Source organism: Bacillus sp. FSL M7-1345, assembly GCF_038006985.1.
GTDB lineage: Bacteria > Bacillota > Bacilli > Bacillales > Bacillaceae_G > Bacillus_A > Bacillus_A cereus_U.
Genome location: NZ_JBBOWG010000001.1, coordinates 281,552 through 299,638 on the forward strand (window position 1 = coordinate 281,552; position 18,087 = coordinate 299,638).

An 18,087-nucleotide genomic window follows, 5' to 3' on the forward strand; every position below is an offset into this window, starting at 1 on the left:
TGATGAACGCAGTTCATCAATAAACGTTGACTTGTTTTGTTTCGTTCAGTTTTGAGAGAACTATCTCTCAAGTTTAAATGTATGTTCTTTGAAAACTAGATAACAGTGTAGCTCATATTTTTTTAATTTTATTTTGGTTAAGTTAGAAAGGGCGCACGGTGGATGCCTTGACACTAGGAGTCGATGAAGGACGGGACTAACGCCGATATGCTTCGGGGAGCTGTAAGTAAGCTTTGATCCGAAGATTTCCGAATGGGGAAACCCACTATACGTAATGGTATGGTATCCTTACCTGAATACATAGGGTATGGAAGACAGACCCAGGGAACTGAAACATCTAAGTACCTGGAGGAAGAGAAAGCAAATGCGATTTCCTGAGTAGCGGCGAGCGAAACGGAATCTAGCCCAAACCAAGAGGCTTGCCTCTTGGGGTTGTAGGACATTCTATACGGAGTTACAAAGGAACGAGGTAGACGAAGCGACCTGGAAAGGTCCGTCACAGAGGGTAACAACCCCGTAGTCGAAACTTCGTTCTCTCTTGAATGTATCCTGAGTACGGCGGAACACGTGAAATTCCGTCGGAATCTGGGAGGACCATCTCCCAAGGCTAAATACTCCCTAGTGATCGATAGTGAACCAGTACCGTGAGGGAAAGGTGAAAAGCACCCCGGAAGGGGAGTGAAAGAGATCCTGAAACCGTGTGCCTACAAATAGTCAGAGCCCGTTAATGGGTGATGGCGTGCCTTTTGTAGAATGAACCGGCGAGTTACGATCCCGTGCAAGGTTAAGCTGAAGAGGCGGAGCCGCAGCGAAAGCGAGTCTGAATAGGGCGTTTAGTACGTGGTCGTAGACCCGAAACCAGGTGATCTACCCATGTCCAGGGTGAAGTTCAGGTAACACTGAATGGAGGCCCGAACCCACGCACGTTGAAAAGTGCGGGGATGAGGTGTGGGTAGCGGAGAAATTCCAATCGAACCTGGAGATAGCTGGTTCTCCCCGAAATAGCTTTAGGGCTAGCCTTAAGTGTAAGAGTCTTGGAGGTAGAGCACTGATTGAACTAGGGGTCCTCATCGGATTACCGAATTCAGTCAAACTCCGAATGCCAATGACTTATCCTTAGGAGTCAGACTGCGAGTGATAAGATCCGTAGTCAAGAGGGAAACAGCCCAGATCGCCAGCTAAGGTCCCAAAGTGTGTATTAAGTGGAAAAGGATGTGGAGTTGCTTAGACAACTAGGATGTTGGCTCAGAAGCAGCCACCATTTAAAGAGTGCGTAATAGCTCACTAGTCGAGTGACTCTGCGCCGAAAATGTACCGGGGCTAAATACACCACCGAAGCTGCGAATTGATACCAATGGTATCAGTGGTAGGGGAGCGTTCTAAGTGCAGTGAAGTCAGACCGGAAGGACTGGTGGAGCGCTTAGAAGTGAGAATGCCGGTATGAGTAGCGAAAGACGGGTGAGAATCCCGTCCACCGAATGCCTAAGGTTTCCTGAGGAAGGCTCGTCCGCTCAGGGTTAGTCAGGACCTAAGCCGAGGCCGACAGGCGTAGGCGATGGACAACAGGTTGATATTCCTGTACCACCTCTTTATCGTTTGAGCAATGGAGGGACGCAGAAGGATAGAAGAAGCGTGCGATTGGTTGTGCACGTCCAAGCAGTTAGGCTGATAAGTAGGCAAATCCGCTTATCGTGAAGGCTGAGCTGTGATGGGGAAGCTCCTTATGGAGCGAAGTCTTTGATTCCCCGCTGCCAAGAAAAGCTTCTAGCGAGATAAAAGGTGCCTGTACCGCAAACCGACACAGGTAGGCGAGGAGAGAATCCTAAGGTGTGCGAGAGAACTCTGGTTAAGGAACTCGGCAAAATGACCCCGTAACTTCGGGAGAAGGGGTGCTTTCTTAACGGAAAGCCGCAGTGAATAGGCCCAAGCGACTGTTTAGCAAAAACACAGGTCTCTGCGAAGCCGTAAGGCGAAGTATAGGGGCTGACACCTGCCCGGTGCTGGAAGGTTAAGGAGAGGGGTTAGCGTAAGCGAAGCTCTGAACTGAAGCCCCAGTAAACGGCGGCCGTAACTATAACGGTCCTAAGGTAGCGAAATTCCTTGTCGGGTAAGTTCCGACCCGCACGAAAGGTGTAACGATTTGGGCACTGTCTCAACCAGAGACTCGGTGAAATTATAGTACCTGTGAAGATGCAGGTTACCCGCGACAGGACGGAAAGACCCCGTGGAGCTTTACTGTAGCCTGATATTGAATTTTGGTACAGTTTGTACAGGATAGGCGGGAGCCATTGAAACCGGAGCGCTAGCTTCGGTGGAGGCGCTGGTGGGATACCGCCCTGACTGTATTGAAATTCTAACCTACGGGTCTTATCGACCCGGGAGACAGTGTCAGGTGGGCAGTTTGACTGGGGCGGTCGCCTCCTAAAGTGTAACGGAGGCGCCCAAAGGTTCCCTCAGAATGGTTGGAAATCATTCGTAGAGTGCAAAGGCATAAGGGAGCTTGACTGCGAGACCTACAAGTCGAGCAGGGACGAAAGTCGGGCTTAGTGATCCGGTGGTTCCGCATGGAAGGGCCATCGCTCAACGGATAAAAGCTACCCCGGGGATAACAGGCTTATCTCCCCCAAGAGTCCACATCGACGGGGAGGTTTGGCACCTCGATGTCGGCTCATCGCATCCTGGGGCTGTAGTCGGTCCCAAGGGTTGGGCTGTTCGCCCATTAAAGCGGTACGCGAGCTGGGTTCAGAACGTCGTGAGACAGTTCGGTCCCTATCCGTCGTGGGCGCAGGAAATTTGAGAGGAGCTGTCCTTAGTACGAGAGGACCGGGATGGACGCACCGCTGGTGTACCAGTTGTTCTGCCAAGGGCATAGCTGGGTAGCTATGTGCGGAAGGGATAAGTGCTGAAAGCATCTAAGCATGAAGCCCCCCTCAAGATGAGATTTCCCATAGCGTAAGCTAGTAAGATCCCTGAAAGATGATCAGGTTGATAGGTTCGAGGTGGAAGCATGGTGACATGTGGAGCTGACGAATACTAATAGATCGAGGACTTAACCATATAATATGAAGCAAATGTTATCTAGTTTTGAAGGAATATACCTTCAATAGTTTGGTGATGATGGCAGAGAGGTCACACCCGTTCCCATACCGAACACGGAAGTTAAGCTCTCTAGCGCCGATGGTAGTTGGGACCTTGTCCCTGTGAGAGTAGGACGTCGCCAAGCAACTTTAAGATGAGTCAGAATGACTCGTCTTTTTGTGTTTAATGAAATAAGCTTGTTATCTATGGTTCAAGAAACCTATTGATAACAAGCTTATTTGCGTAAAAGTAAGGGTATTACTTCTATTTATTATAGTTTCACTTTATTTTTTATATCGATAAGCTCAAAACGTTCACAAACGAGTAGCATATCTTCAGAAAAGCCAAGGCCAAGCTCATATAGTTCCTTTGTAAAGAACTGTATATGGGTGTCTCTCCAGTAATTATAAGTAAGATCGCCTTCACCTTCAGCTATAGCGAATTCTTCGGTTACTTCATTCATTGGTGTTACAGTTACTTCTATTGTCTTGATAATTGCTACAGGTTCATCCTGACTATTGAGTATAATACTATAATCTTTAGTTGTCGGCAGCGGTTCATTTTCTAATTCATAAAAAATATGGCTGGAGCATGTTGCGGTTTTCACACCATCAATGACTAGTTTAGCGAGATAATCAGGAGAATCACCAAATTGCCAAGCTGTAACAGATTTCGGTTTTTCATTGTTCCCCCAATAAGTATCCCAATATGTTTGTGCTAATGGATTCATTTGTATTTTTACCTCACTTTAGCTAAAGTTGATTTTCTTTATAAACCCTGAACAATTTGCTTATTTGTAATAGCTTTGTAGTCATTTGAAATTTGTATTACGGATTAATAAAGGTAATACGCTGAATGAATAGGGTTTGTAAACACGTTCTGTCCATTTATGGCCATCATTCTCGTAGACGCCCATAGTAATAGACGGGATGTTTAATTTGCGGATTATTTCATATGGTAATGGATATAGTTGTTATGTAGTCTATTTGTGATTTGTGCTGCAATAAAATTAGGGTTAATGCCAGACAATGTATCGCCTACGTGTACTTCTCTTCCGTAAATATGGAAACAAGGAAGAAGCTTGCTAGCAGTGCCTGTATAAATGTAGCGCTGAGTATCTCCATCATATAAAAGGGTTATAAAATCATTGTTAATGGCCAAACGATACTGTAATTGTTTTTCTTGCTTTAGTCTTTCGAATTCGGTTAAGGCAGAGATAATCCCACGATGTTCTCCTTCTTCATCTCCAATGAATAAGAGTAGTAGATTTCCTTTGAGTAAATGCATATGTTCTGAGAAGTATAGTATATTGGCTAGATGAATGGTAGCACCGCTTTTCATATCAAGAGAACCACGGCCAAACAACGACTCTCCAGATTTTGCGTCGGTTTGAACATTTGTATCACTTTTGTAGGTTTGAAAATATTGTTTTAGTGTTTCGGGAGAGAAAGCATGTTCTTTTAACGATCCGAAATCTTCAATGCTGACTGTATCTAGGTGTGAATGATAAATGATAGTAGAGGGGGGAGGCGTTTTTCTTTTAAAAATGCAAATACATTTTTTCTACCTATTGTATCATGAGGTACATATTGAATCCATACGTGTTCAGAGTGCTTTTGAAAATACTATATAGTTCATCTATAATACTGACCTTGCCATCGGTGCCGTTAATACTATTGAAATGAAACTAAATGCTTTGTAAGTAATTCGATTTCCTTTTCTAATGGTAAAGCTTGCAGTTGTTTGTATATAGACATAGGATGAAACTTCCTTAAATCTTATAATGGGGAGTCTTTCATAGATAAGATAAGTGCAAGTGAAAAAACTATAGTTCGATTACTTAAATACAAGGAAGTAGCGGTATAGAACATTTGTTCTGTAGTGGTGTAATGGGTATATTCAATCAATTGAGGTGTTTATTTTTAATTCAGTATATGTGTTTAAAGAAGAAATGCTATTACTAGGTTCGGATTTCAAGTATAGCTTTTGATCTTACATATTTTAATGATTAGTTCAAAGAATATTCGGATTATTAATGGTGGTGTATTACCACTATGCCATATTGAAGTGAGTAATACTAGAGGTGAAATAGATGAAAACCGATATTCCTTGAATATCGGTTTAATAATATGTGGCTTATATGAAGCTATAGCAATACGAAAAGTGTAAATAAGATGGCTAACAAAATACGATAATATGCAAAAGGTTTTAAACCTATCTTTTCTAAAAGCTTCAGGAAAGTTACTACCGCTAGCATTGCTACTATAAAAGAGGTAATGAATCCTATAGCAAACATAGGAATATCATCCACACTTAAATACTTCCAACTTTTTAATAAGTCTAAGCCTGTAGCTCCAACCATTACAGGAAGGGCGATGAGAAAAGAGAACTCAGATGCAGCCTTATAATTTACTTTCGCTAATAGCCCTCCAGAAATAGTAGAGCCAGCTCTAGAGAAGCCAGGATATACTGCTAAGCATTGAAATAATCCAATTGTTAATGCTTGACGGTATGTTAAATCATCTAGTGAAAAAGCGGTTGCCTCTGCCTTTTTTACTTCTGCAAAAATCATAAGAATTGCTCCTGCTACAAGTCCGATTACGACAGTATACGGCTGGAATAAGTATGTTTTAATAACATCATGTAATAATAAGCCAACAACTACTGCTGGGAATACACCAAGAAAAACATGTAATGCATTGAATTTTTTCTCTTTCCGAAGAAGGGGTTTAATATTACATAAAGAAACAAGACGTTTATGATATAAAATCGCGATAGCTAAAATTGCCCCTAACTGTATGACAATTTCAAACGTTTTTGCCCTTTCTCCTTCAAAACCTAATAAATGTCCGACTAATATAAGATGGCCAGTAGAAGAGATGGGTAAAAATTCAGCTAACCCTTCTACAATACCAAGTATGAAGGCAATGATAAGATCGCTCATAGTTTCACTCCTATAAATTAATGAATATCTACTCTTTTAAAATAGAATAGTGTTGTAATAAATCCGAAAATAGCTGTTACTGCAATGATGATATAAGAATACTCTGGTGGATATGTGGATTGTAATTCGTTATTTGCTATATCTAGGGTAGCGGTCCACGGAAATAAATCTTTATGCTTTGAGTTTACGAGCATAAGGTTAGTCATTGTAATAATGATTGTTAATATAATAGGCGGTACATAGGTCTTCATTACAAGAGTTAATAGTACAATAGGTGAAGACAAAAGAAAGAGAAGTTCACCACATATTAAAAATTTCACGAGAGAGCCTAAAAGTAAGGTGATACTAAATCCAGGGAAGCTACCTATTAGCCCTAATAATAAAGTTAGCCCCCAAGTGACTAAAGTTAGCATCATAATCCAAAGAAATAGAAGGATAAATTTACTTATAATAAAGCTAATACGTGATACTGGGATGGTTAGCAAATTTTTTAATGTATCTTCCGTGTATTCGCGGGTAAATAGATAAGCGATTACAACTCCATATAAGGGGAATCCTATAACTAAAGTAGTATACAAGTTAACTTCAGTGAATAATTGATGAAACAAAATAGTAGGGGTAGGCTGTTTTGTTTTTATATGTATATAAGATGCTACAACTACTAGAAAAGGTGCGACACCTGCCCCGATAATACTAATCAAAAACATATTAGAGCGTTTTAATTTTAATAGTTCTGTATAGAGTAGATTAACCAATTGTGCCACCTCCAACTAGTTTGGTGAAATAATCTTCTAGTCTATCTTCGCTCATCATAATTTTTAATACTTCAACATCATTGCGAACCAACGTTCTATTGATGTGTCCTTGCTGTCCAAAGTGAGAATAAACGCGAATATTTCCTTCATCATGTACCTCGTAATCAAAAATTTGAAAATGATTTTCTAATAGCATCGCAGCTTTATTATCATTATTTACCTGGAATTCTATGTACTTACGATTGGCTTTACGCAGTGGATCAAGAGAAACTTCTTCTAATAACCTTCCTTCATGAATAATTCCCATACGATCGACTAGTTGTTCCACCTCAGCTAATATATGACTAGAAATGAGTATCGTTATATTTCTGTCTTGAGCTAAAGATTTAATGAGTTTTCGCATTTCTTTAATACCGATTGGATCTAGTCCGTTAGTTGGTTCATCTAGTATGAGTAGTTCAGGATAATGGAGGAGAGCACGTGCAATTCCTAAGCGTTGCTTCATTCCTAAAGAGTATTTTCCTACTAGTTTTTTTGTTTCGTGCTGCAAGCCTACAATTTCTAATGCTTCTTCAATTGCATTCCTTTTGTGAACTCCAATTATCTTTGCATTAATTAATAAGTTCTCTCTTGCAGTTAAGTTTTCATAAAATCCTGGGACTTCAACGATAGAACCAATTCTTCTTAAAATGTCTTTTTGATTCCGAAGTAAATCCTCACCGAATATTTCTATATTTCCACTTGTAGGTTTTATAAGACTAAGCAGCATACGGATTGTAGTTGTTTTACCAGCACCGTTACGCCCTATGAATCCATAAATCTCTCCTTGCTGTACATTTATATTTAGATTATCTACGGACTTTTGGGTCCCATAAACTTTAGTAAGGTTTGTCGTTTTTATAATTGTATTTATAGGGGGCACCTACTTTCTATAAGTTCTTAATTACATAATAAAAAGGAAGGTTTAACTGCATATTAATCATTTCTTAACTATTTCTTAAAAGTAGTGTGTTTTGGGACGGAAAAACCAAAAGTAGTTCGTTCCTGGGGAATACTGTAAACCCATATACGCCCACCATTTTTTTCAACGAGGGCTTTAGAAATAGAGAGTCCAAGGCCACTCCACCGTAAGAAGGATTTCTTGATTGTTCGCTACGGTACATCCGCTTAAATACGTTTTGTAAATCATGTTTTGGAATACCGGGTCCCTTGTCCCAAATAAGAAGCTCATATTCTGTATTGGTTTCTAGTAGTTCGACTCCTACTATTTTCCCAGCTTTTCCGTGATGGATAGCGTTTTTTATTAGATTACCTATAATTCGTATAAGGCTAAGGTGATCTGCAATAATAGGAGAAGTAGATTCTGGTATGAGAACTTGTAGTTCAATGTTATGTTTTGATAGCTCGGGTAAGAATTCGATTAATACTTCTCTAGTAACTTCAGAAAAATCGAGTTCTTCTTCTTTTAGTGGAAATTCATCAGCATCTAGCTTGGCCATATTAAAGATTTCATCGACCAGATGTTTTAAGTCATTCGATTTCTTATAAAGTATTTCAAGATATTCTTGCTTTTCTACTTCAGAAGTAGCGACATCATCTTTTAAAGCATCAATATATCCAATAATAGAAGTGAGTGGTGTCCGGATATCATGTGAGATATTAGATAAAAGTTGTTTTCTAGCTTCTTGGGATTTCCTTGCTTCGATCTGACCCTTTTCTAATGCAGCTATTAATTCGTTTATTGAAAACACGATATTATTTAATGAACGGTCGTTATTTGTGAATAGCCTCGTTTGTAAATTCCCTTTAAGTGCACGGCTTAATTTAGTAACCATCGATTCGTTGCTTTGAATAAAGTGAACTCTTGAAAAGAAAAGGTATATTGTGATTATGATAAGAGCAATAAATAAAGATACTTTTACATGGTATCCCATATCTATATTTAAAAGTCCGCAAATGATAAGTTGTAATGAAATAAGAAAGAGGATCTTATCATTTTTCAACCTTTTCACCTACAAACTTATAACCGATTCCCCATACAGTCTGAATGAATTTTGGATTGGAAGAATCGATTTCTATTTTCTTTCTAAGCTTTCTAATATGCACCATAACGGTATTATCATCTTCTATATAATTATCGTCCCATACATTTCGAAAGAGTTGTGTTTTTGTAAATACTTGCTCTGGGTTTGAAGCGAAGAATCTTAATAGTTCAAGTTCTTTTCCAGTTAAGTTGATTTCTTTTCCGTTCGTATGGACTGTGTATTTTTTAAAATCGATAGTTAGTCCTTTAAATGTTAAAGCTGTTTTCTCTTGTACGTTAGTATTACTTCCAAGAACTAAAAAACGTCGCATAAGAGCTTTTACTCTTGCAATCACTTCGTGAATACTGAAAGGTTTCGTAATATAATCATCAGCACCTATGCTTAAGCCCAAAATTTTATCAACTTCGTGATCTTTAGCAGTTAGCATTAATATAGGAATGTTGGTTGTATCTCTAAGTTTTCTGCACACTTCGATACCATCTACTTTCGGCATCATAAGATCTAATATAACGAGGTTGTAGTTATTTTGGTTAAATAAGCACAACGCTTCTTCGCCATTAATTGCAGTATCTACCATATATAATTCTCGCTCTAAATATCTTTTTAATAAGTCTCGAATTTCTTTATCGTCATCTGCTATAAGAATACGTATATCTTTCATATCGTCACCTGTTTCTAATAGAATGTTATTAATATTACAATTTGATAAACAAAGGGGAATAGGGAGTGGTAATAAAAAATAAAACAACTTTCTAATTATATACTATTAATTGTTAAAATAAGGTTGCTAGTTTAGCTGAAAAGAATCAATCGTATGAGTTCGGTAAGATGGGGGAAGCGAGTCCTTTGAAATAGAGAAGTGCCTAAATTGAATAGTGTTTAGAAGAATAGATTGGTAAAGAAAAGTAGACGAAGGTTGCTATTTTAATGAAACCTTTGTAGGTCCTTATCTAGAGTTAAAAGAGTGCAAAGGTACTAAATTAAATTTCTTTATAAAAAGGTGTTGACGATTAGAGTATAGAGGTGTAATATAGGACAAGTCGCCGATAGCAACAACGCAGAAAGCGACAAAAGAAATAAAAAAACTTGGTTGACATTGAAATATGAAAATGTTAACATAAGGGAGTCGCAAATGAGCGACAAACAAGTTCTTTGAAAACTGAACGAAACAAACAACGTAAACGTCAATTTTTATTTTTAGATGCTAGACAAACTAACTTTATTGGAGAGTTTGATCCTGGCTCAGGATGAACGCTGGCGGCGTGCCTAATACATGCAAGTCGAGCGAATGGATTAAGAGCTTGCTCTTATGAAGTTAGCGGCGGACGGGTGAGTAACACGTGGGTAACCTACCCATAAGACTGGGATAACTCCGGGAAACCGGGGCTAATACCGGATAATATTTTGAACTGCATAGTTCGAAATTGAAAGGCGGCTTCGGCTGTCACTTATGGATGGACCCGCGTCGCATTAGCTAGTTGGTGAGGTAACGGCTCACCAAGGCAACGATGCGTAGCCGACCTGAGAGGGTGATCGGCCACACTGGGACTGAGACACGGCCCAGACTCCTACGGGAGGCAGCAGTAGGGAATCTTCCGCAATGGACGAAAGTCTGACGGAGCAACGCCGCGTGAGTGATGAAGGCTTTCGGGTCGTAAAACTCTGTTGTTAGGGAAGAACAAGTGCTAGTTGAATAAGCTGGCACCTTGACGGTACCTAACCAGAAAGCCACGGCTAACTACGTGCCAGCAGCCGCGGTAATACGTAGGTGGCAAGCGTTATCCGGAATTATTGGGCGTAAAGCGCGCGCAGGTGGTTTCTTAAGTCTGATGTGAAAGCCCACGGCTCAACCGTGGAGGGTCATTGGAAACTGGGAGACTTGAGTGCAGAAGAGGAAAGTGGAATTCCATGTGTAGCGGTGAAATGCGTAGAGATATGGAGGAACACCAGTGGCGAAGGCGACTTTCTGGTCTGTAACTGACACTGAGGCGCGAAAGCGTGGGGAGCAAACAGGATTAGATACCCTGGTAGTCCACGCCGTAAACGATGAGTGCTAAGTGTTAGAGGGTTTCCGCCCTTTAGTGCTGAAGTTAACGCATTAAGCACTCCGCCTGGGGAGTACGGCCGCAAGGCTGAAACTCAAAGGAATTGACGGGGGCCCGCACAAGCGGTGGAGCATGTGGTTTAATTCGAAGCAACGCGAAGAACCTTACCAGGTCTTGACATCCTCTGAAAACTCTAGAGATAGAGCTTCTCCTTCGGGAGCAGAGTGACAGGTGGTGCATGGTTGTCGTCAGCTCGTGTCGTGAGATGTTGGGTTAAGTCCCGCAACGAGCGCAACCCTTGATCTTAGTTGCCATCATTAAGTTGGGCACTCTAAGGTGACTGCCGGTGACAAACCGGAGGAAGGTGGGGATGACGTCAAATCATCATGCCCCTTATGACCTGGGCTACACACGTGCTACAATGGACGGTACAAAGAGCTGCAAGACCGCGAGGTGGAGCTAATCTCATAAAACCGTTCTCAGTTCGGATTGTAGGCTGCAACTCGCCTACATGAAGCTGGAATCGCTAGTAATCGCGGATCAGCATGCCGCGGTGAATACGTTCCCGGGCCTTGTACACACCGCCCGTCACACCACGAGAGTTTGTAACACCCGAAGTCGGTGGGGTAACCTTTATGGAGCCAGCCGCCTAAGGTGGGACAGATGATTGGGGTGAAGTCGTAACAAGGTAGCCGTATCGGAAGGTGCGGCTGGATCACCTCCTTTCTATGGAGAATTGATGAACGCAGTTCATCAATAAACGTTGACTTGTTTTGTTTCGTTCAGTTTTGAGAGAACTATCTCTCAAGTTTAAATGTATGTTCTTTGAAAACTAGATAACAGTGTAGCTCATATTTTTTTAATTTTATTTTGGTTAAGTTAGAAAGGGCGCACGGTGGATGCCTTGACACTAGGAGTCGATGAAGGACGGGACTAACGCCGATATGCTTCGGGGAGCTGTAAGTAAGCTTTGATCCGAAGATTTCCGAATGGGGAAACCCACTATACGTAATGGTATGGTATCCTTACCTGAATACATAGGGTATGGAAGACAGACCCAGGGAACTGAAACATCTAAGTACCTGGAGGAAGAGAAAGCAAATGCGATTTCCTGAGTAGCGGCGAGCGAAACGGAATCTAGCCCAAACCAAGAGGCTTGCCTCTTGGGGTTGTAGGACATTCTATACGGAGTTACAAAGGAACGAGGTAGACGAAGCGACCTGGAAAGGTCCGTCACAGAGGGTAACAACCCCGTAGTCGAAACTTCGTTCTCTCTTGAATGTATCCTGAGTACGGCGGAACACGTGAAATTCCGTCGGAATCTGGGAGGACCATCTCCCAAGGCTAAATACTCCCTAGTGATCGATAGTGAACCAGTACCGTGAGGGAAAGGTGAAAAGCACCCCGGAAGGGGAGTGAAAGAGATCCTGAAACCGTGTGCCTACAAATAGTCAGAGCCCGTTAATGGGTGATGGCGTGCCTTTTGTAGAATGAACCGGCGAGTTACGATCCCGTGCAAGGTTAAGCTGAAGAGGCGGAGCCGCAGCGAAAGCGAGTCTGAATAGGGCGTTTAGTACGTGGTCGTAGACCCGAAACCAGGTGATCTACCCATGTCCAGGGTGAAGTTCAGGTAACACTGAATGGAGGCCCGAACCCACGCACGTTGAAAAGTGCGGGGATGAGGTGTGGGTAGCGGAGAAATTCCAATCGAACCTGGAGATAGCTGGTTCTCCCCGAAATAGCTTTAGGGCTAGCCTTAAGTGTAAGAGTCTTGGAGGTAGAGCACTGATTGAACTAGGGGTCCTCATCGGATTACCGAATTCAGTCAAACTCCGAATGCCAATGACTTATCCTTAGGAGTCAGACTGCGAGTGATAAGATCCGTAGTCAAGAGGGAAACAGCCCAGATCGCCAGCTAAGGTCCCAAAGTGTGTATTAAGTGGAAAAGGATGTGGAGTTGCTTAGACAACTAGGATGTTGGCTCAGAAGCAGCCACCATTTAAAGAGTGCGTAATAGCTCACTAGTCGAGTGACTCTGCGCCGAAAATGTACCGGGGCTAAATACACCACCGAAGCTGCGAATTGATACCAATGGTATCAGTGGTAGGGGAGCGTTCTAAGTGCAGTGAAGTCAGACCGGAAGGACTGGTGGAGCGCTTAGAAGTGAGAATGCCGGTATGAGTAGCGAAAGACGGGTGAGAATCCCGTCCACCGAATGCCTAAGGTTTCCTGAGGAAGGCTCGTCCGCTCAGGGTTAGTCAGGACCTAAGCCGAGGCCGACAGGCGTAGGCGATGGACAACAGGTTGATATTCCTGTACCACCTCTTTATCGTTTGAGCAATGGAGGGACGCAGAAGGATAGAAGAAGCGTGCGATTGGTTGTGCACGTCCAAGCAGTTAGGCTGATAAGTAGGCAAATCCGCTTATCGTGAAGGCTGAGCTGTGATGGGGAAGCTCCTTATGGAGCGAAGTCTTTGATTCCCCGCTGCCAAGAAAAGCTTCTAGCGAGATAAAAGGTGCCTGTACCGCAAACCGACACAGGTAGGCGAGGAGAGAATCCTAAGGTGTGCGAGAGAACTCTGGTTAAGGAACTCGGCAAAATGACCCCGTAACTTCGGGAGAAGGGGTGCTTTCTTAACGGAAAGCCGCAGTGAATAGGCCCAAGCGACTGTTTAGCAAAAACACAGGTCTCTGCGAAGCCGTAAGGCGAAGTATAGGGGCTGACACCTGCCCGGTGCTGGAAGGTTAAGGAGAGGGGTTAGCGTAAGCGAAGCTCTGAACTGAAGCCCCAGTAAACGGCGGCCGTAACTATAACGGTCCTAAGGTAGCGAAATTCCTTGTCGGGTAAGTTCCGACCCGCACGAAAGGTGTAACGATTTGGGCACTGTCTCAACCAGAGACTCGGTGAAATTATAGTACCTGTGAAGATGCAGGTTACCCGCGACAGGACGGAAAGACCCCGTGGAGCTTTACTGTAGCCTGATATTGAATTTTGGTACAGTTTGTACAGGATAGGCGGGAGCCATTGAAACCGGAGCGCTAGCTTCGGTGGAGGCGCTGGTGGGATACCGCCCTGACTGTATTGAAATTCTAACCTACGGGTCTTATCGACCCGGGAGACAGTGTCAGGTGGGCAGTTTGACTGGGGCGGTCGCCTCCTAAAGTGTAACGGAGGCGCCCAAAGGTTCCCTCAGAATGGTTGGAAATCATTCGTAGAGTGCAAAGGCATAAGGGAGCTTGACTGCGAGACCTACAAGTCGAGCAGGGACGAAAGTCGGGCTTAGTGATCCGGTGGTTCCGCATGGAAGGGCCATCGCTCAACGGATAAAAGCTACCCCGGGGATAACAGGCTTATCTCCCCCAAGAGTCCACATCGACGGGGAGGTTTGGCACCTCGATGTCGGCTCATCGCATCCTGGGGCTGTAGTCGGTCCCAAGGGTTGGGCTGTTCGCCCATTAAAGCGGTACGCGAGCTGGGTTCAGAACGTCGTGAGACAGTTCGGTCCCTATCCGTCGTGGGCGCAGGAAATTTGAGAGGAGCTGTCCTTAGTACGAGAGGACCGGGATGGACGCACCGCTGGTGTACCAGTTGTTCTGCCAAGGGCATAGCTGGGTAGCTATGTGCGGAAGGGATAAGTGCTGAAAGCATCTAAGCATGAAGCCCCCCTCAAGATGAGATTTCCCATAGCGTAAGCTAGTAAGATCCCTGAAAGATGATCAGGTTGATAGGTTCGAGGTGGAAGCATGGTGACATGTGGAGCTGACGAATACTAATAGATCGAGGACTTAACCATATAATATGAAGCAAATGTTATCTAGTTTTGAAGGAATATACCTTCAATAGTTTGGTGATGATGGCAGAGAGGTCACACCCGTTCCCATACCGAACACGGAAGTTAAGCTCTCTAGCGCCGATGGTAGTTGGGACCTTGTCCCTGTGAGAGTAGGACGTCGCCAAGCAAAAACCTAAGTCGTTTCGACTTAGGTTTTTTGTGTTTATTTTTATTTACCAAATGTTAAAATCCATAAGTTTAATAACGTTAAAGACGAAAAAATAATGAAATAGAAACGGTATAAAATGAAATTTGGATATTAAAGTGATAAAAAGGTTATAAAGTAATACGTTTAAATATCAATTGAAGGTAAGAATTACCTTTTTATGTTAATTTAGTTGTAGAGTGAACAATAATGTTTTTGATCTAATATGAAAAGGTTATGCGAAAAAGAGCTGGATGGCTATTTTTCACATAACCTTTTTATGGTTTTAAAGGATTTTACTTAAGAAAAAATCTATAATTAAGGTAGTTAACATATATTTTTTGATGGGTGTGGGGGATTATGAAAGAAATATGCATGTTATTAGTGGCTGTTATATTATGGGGGACGGCAATTGCACCAACGAAATGGGCATTAGAATCTATTCAACCATTTACTTTGTTATTTATTCGTCTTTTCTTTGCGGGTGGAATTTGTATACTTTTTTCATATGGCCAACTTCAAAAAGCGATCGTACATAAACATATTCCATGGAAAAGAATGAGTTTGCTATCTTTTACTGGTGTAGCTGGGTATTTTATGTTCACATCCTACGGGATTTCTTTAACAAGTGGATTACATGTTAGTATCATTGATGCTGCATTGCCATTAGTTACAATTCTTTTTTCAGCGTTCTTTTTGAAAGAGAAAATTCAGCCGAATTATTGGATCGGTATTATATTGGGGGCTATAGGGGTACTTCTTATTACAATTTCATCTAACAATGCTGATCAAGAGGTATCTTTAATAGGAGATATCCTTATTTTATTAAGCACCTTCTTATTTGCTTTCTATACAGTATTGTTAAAACAGCCGAAACAGGAACAGTATCTATCAAACAAGGTTTTTACAACATTAACTTTAATTATTGGATCGGTTATTTTATTACCATTTGCAATGGTAGAAACTTTTTATTACGGTTTCCCGAAGATTGAAACCTGGAAGACTGGATTTAGTGTAATGTATCTTGTTATTGGAGCGACAATTTTAGCATATTGGTGTTGGAATAAAGCACTAGAGAGAGTTACAGCATCAGTAAGTGGATTATATTTAAATGCATTGCCGCTAATAAGTATTGTTGCTTCAATTGTTCTATTAAATGAATCTTTAACGTGGAGAATAGTAATAGGCGGCGGCTTAGTTTTATTTGGAGTGGTATGGGCGGATAAAAGTAAATTAATTGATCTATTTATCATTTCCCGACAGAAAAGTCCCGCCTCAAGGAATGAGTAGGACGATAGTTTAAAGAGTGCATGTATATAATGTGTAATTAAAAGGACGTCTTGTATGTAATGGGATGTCCTTTTTTATTATTTTCATTGAAATAGAGAAATAGGATAACTGAAATAAATATAGAAAATACCTTTGGGAATTTTTTTATTATTAATTGAATAAAAGGTGTTGACGATTAGCGTATAGTGGTGTAGTATAGAACAAGTCGCCGATAGCAACAACGCAGAAAGCGACAAAAGAAATAAAAAAACTTGGTTGACATTGAAGTATGAAAATGTTAACATAAGGGAGTCGCAAATGAGCGACAAACAAGTTCTTTGAAAACTGAACGAAACAAACAACGTAAACGTCAATTTTTATTTTTAGATGCTAGACAAACTAACTTTATTGGAGAGTTTGATCCTGGCTCAGGATGAACGCTGGCGGCGTGCCTAATACATGCAAGTCGAGCGAATGGATTAAGAGCTTGCTCTTATGAAGTTAGCGGCGGACGGGTGAGTAACACGTGGGTAACCTACCCATAAGACTGGGATAACTCCGGGAAACCGGGGCTAATACCGGATAATATTTTGAACTGCATAGTTCGAAATTGAAAGGCGGCTTCGGCTGTCACTTATGGATGGACCCGCGTCGCATTAGCTAGTTGGTGAGGTAACGGCTCACCAAGGCAACGATGCGTAGCCGACCTGAGAGGGTGATCGGCCACACTGGGACTGAGACACGGCCCAGACTCCTACGGGAGGCAGCAGTAGGGAATCTTCCGCAATGGACGAAAGTCTGACGGAGCAACGCCGCGTGAGTGATGAAGGCTTTCGGGTCGTAAAACTCTGTTGTTAGGGAAGAACAAGTGCTAGTTGAATAAGCTGGCACCTTGACGGTACCTAACCAGAAAGCCACGGCTAACTACGTGCCAGCAGCCGCGGTAATACGTAGGTGGCAAGCGTTATCCGGAATTATTGGGCGTAAAGCGCGCGCAGGTGGTTTCTTAAGTCTGATGTGAAAGCCCACGGCTCAACCGTGGAGGGTCATTGGAAACTGGGAGACTTGAGTGCAGAAGAGGAAAGTGGAATTCCATGTGTAGCGGTGAAATGCGTAGAGATATGGAGGAACACCAGTGGCGAAGGCGACTTTCTGGTCTGTAACTGACACTGAGGCGCGAAAGCGTGGGGAGCAAACAGGATTAGATACCCTGGTAGTCCACGCCGTAAACGATGAGTGCTAAGTGTTAGAGGGTTTCCGCCCTTTAGTGCTGAAGTTAACGCATTAAGCACTCCGCCTGGGGAGTACGGCCGCAAGGCTGAAACTCAAAGGAATTGACGGGGGCCCGCACAAGCGGTGGAGCATGTGGTTTAATTCGAAGCAACGCGAAGAACCTTACCAGGTCTTGACATCCTCTGAAAACTCTAGAGATAGAGCTTCTCCTTCGGGAGCAGAGTGACAGGTGGTGCATGGTTGTCGTCAGCTCGTGTCGTGAGATGTTGGGTTAAGTCCCGCAACGAGCGCAACCCTTGATCTTAGTTGCCATCATTAAGTTGGGCACTCTAAGGTGACTGCCGGTGACAAACCGGAGGAAGGTGGGGATGACGTCAAATCATCATGCCCCTTATGACCTGGGCTACACACGTGCTACAATGGACGGTACAAAGAGCTGCAAGACCGCGAGGTGGAGCTAATCTCATAAAACCGTTCTCAGTTCGGATTGTAGGCTGCAACTCGCCTACATGAAGCTGGAATCGCTAGTAATCGCGGATCAGCATGCCGCGGTGAATACGTTCCCGGGCCTTGTACACACCGCCCGTCACACCACGAGAGTTTGTAACACCCGAAGTCGGTGGGGTAACCTTTATGGAGCCAGCCGCCTAAGGTGGGACAGATGATTGGGGTGAAGTCGTAACAAGGTAGCCGTATCGGAAGGTGCGGCTGGATCACCTCCTTTCTATGGAGAATTGATG

Annotated in this window: 6 protein-coding genes, 6 rRNA genes and 2 pseudogenes; 7 read left to right on the forward strand and 7 right to left on the reverse strand. The window is 42.7% G+C overall.

Annotation, left to right across the window (positions count from 1 at the left end; all coding sequences use genetic code 11):
- Positions 1-135: 135 nt before the first annotated feature.
- Both MHB76_RS01580 and rrf (MHB76_RS01585) read left to right on the forward strand, forming a co-directional pair.
- Positions 136-3,057 (forward strand): 23S ribosomal RNA (locus tag MHB76_RS01580).
- A 50-nt stretch (positions 3,058-3,107) separates the two neighbouring features.
- Positions 3,108-3,223, forward strand: a 5S ribosomal RNA gene (gene rrf, locus MHB76_RS01585).
- Between the two features lie 126 nt (positions 3,224-3,349).
- Here rrf (MHB76_RS01585) and MHB76_RS01590 read toward each other — a convergent pair.
- The 7 genes and pseudogenes from MHB76_RS01590 to MHB76_RS01620 form a co-directional block, all read right to left on the reverse strand.
- Positions 3,350-3,808 carry an ASCH domain-containing protein gene (locus MHB76_RS01590; protein ID WP_078175253.1) on the reverse strand — a complete coding sequence of 153 codons (459 nt, stop codon included), beginning with the start codon at positions 3,806-3,808 and terminating at the stop codon, positions 3,350-3,352.
- A gap of 239 nt (positions 3,809-4,047) precedes the next feature.
- Positions 4,048-4,703 (reverse strand): annotated as a pseudogene (locus tag MHB76_RS26235) (M20/M25/M40 family metallo-hydrolase); the annotation flags it as partial.
- Between the two features lie 521 nt (positions 4,704-5,224).
- The gene (gene uppP, locus MHB76_RS01600) at positions 5,225-6,022 is read right to left on the reverse strand and encodes an undecaprenyl-diphosphate phosphatase UppP (protein WP_078175251.1); all 798 of its coding nucleotides are present in this window, start codon (positions 6,020-6,022) and stop codon (positions 5,225-5,227) included.
- 17 nt (positions 6,023-6,039) lie between these two features.
- Positions 6,040-6,777 (reverse strand): ABC transporter permease, encoded by a 738-nt coding sequence (locus MHB76_RS01605; protein ID WP_340985513.1) that lies wholly within the window; start codon positions 6,775-6,777, stop codon positions 6,040-6,042.
- Positions 6,770-7,699: an ABC transporter ATP-binding protein gene (locus MHB76_RS01610; RefSeq protein WP_078175249.1), complete on the reverse strand. Its 930-nt coding sequence runs from the start codon at positions 7,697-7,699 to the stop codon at positions 6,770-6,772. The genes MHB76_RS01605 and MHB76_RS01610 overlap by 8 nt, the downstream gene beginning before the upstream one ends.
- Positions 7,700-7,767: 68 nt before the next feature.
- Positions 7,768-8,780, reverse strand: a pseudogene (locus MHB76_RS01615) (sensor histidine kinase).
- Positions 8,770-9,483 (reverse strand): response regulator transcription factor, encoded by a 714-nt coding sequence (locus MHB76_RS01620; RefSeq protein WP_078175248.1) that lies wholly within the window; start codon positions 9,481-9,483, stop codon positions 8,770-8,772. The pseudogene MHB76_RS01615 and the gene MHB76_RS01620 overlap by 11 nt, the downstream one beginning before the upstream one ends.
- Positions 9,484-10,041: 558 nt before the next feature.
- On the opposite strand from MHB76_RS01620, the gene MHB76_RS01625 reads away from it, so the two are divergent.
- The 5 genes from MHB76_RS01625 (at position 10,042) to MHB76_RS01645 (ending at position 18,071) form a co-directional block, all read left to right on the forward strand.
- A 16S ribosomal RNA gene (locus MHB76_RS01625) occupies positions 10,042-11,593 on the forward strand.
- Positions 11,594-11,739: 146 nt separating this feature from the next.
- Positions 11,740-14,661 (forward strand): 23S ribosomal RNA (locus MHB76_RS01630).
- Between the two features lie 50 nt (positions 14,662-14,711).
- Positions 14,712-14,827 (forward strand): 5S ribosomal RNA (gene rrf, locus MHB76_RS01635).
- A gap of 378 nt (positions 14,828-15,205) precedes the next feature.
- A complete protein-coding gene (locus tag MHB76_RS01640; protein ID WP_078175292.1) occupies positions 15,206-16,135 on the forward strand; it encodes a DMT family transporter in 930 nt (309 codons plus the stop codon).
- Between the two features lie 384 nt (positions 16,136-16,519).
- Positions 16,520-18,071: ribosomal RNA gene (locus MHB76_RS01645) — 16S ribosomal RNA — on the forward strand.
- The 16S, 23S and 5S rRNA genes sit together here, the layout of an rRNA operon.
- The last annotated feature ends 16 nt before the right edge of the window (positions 18,072-18,087 follow it).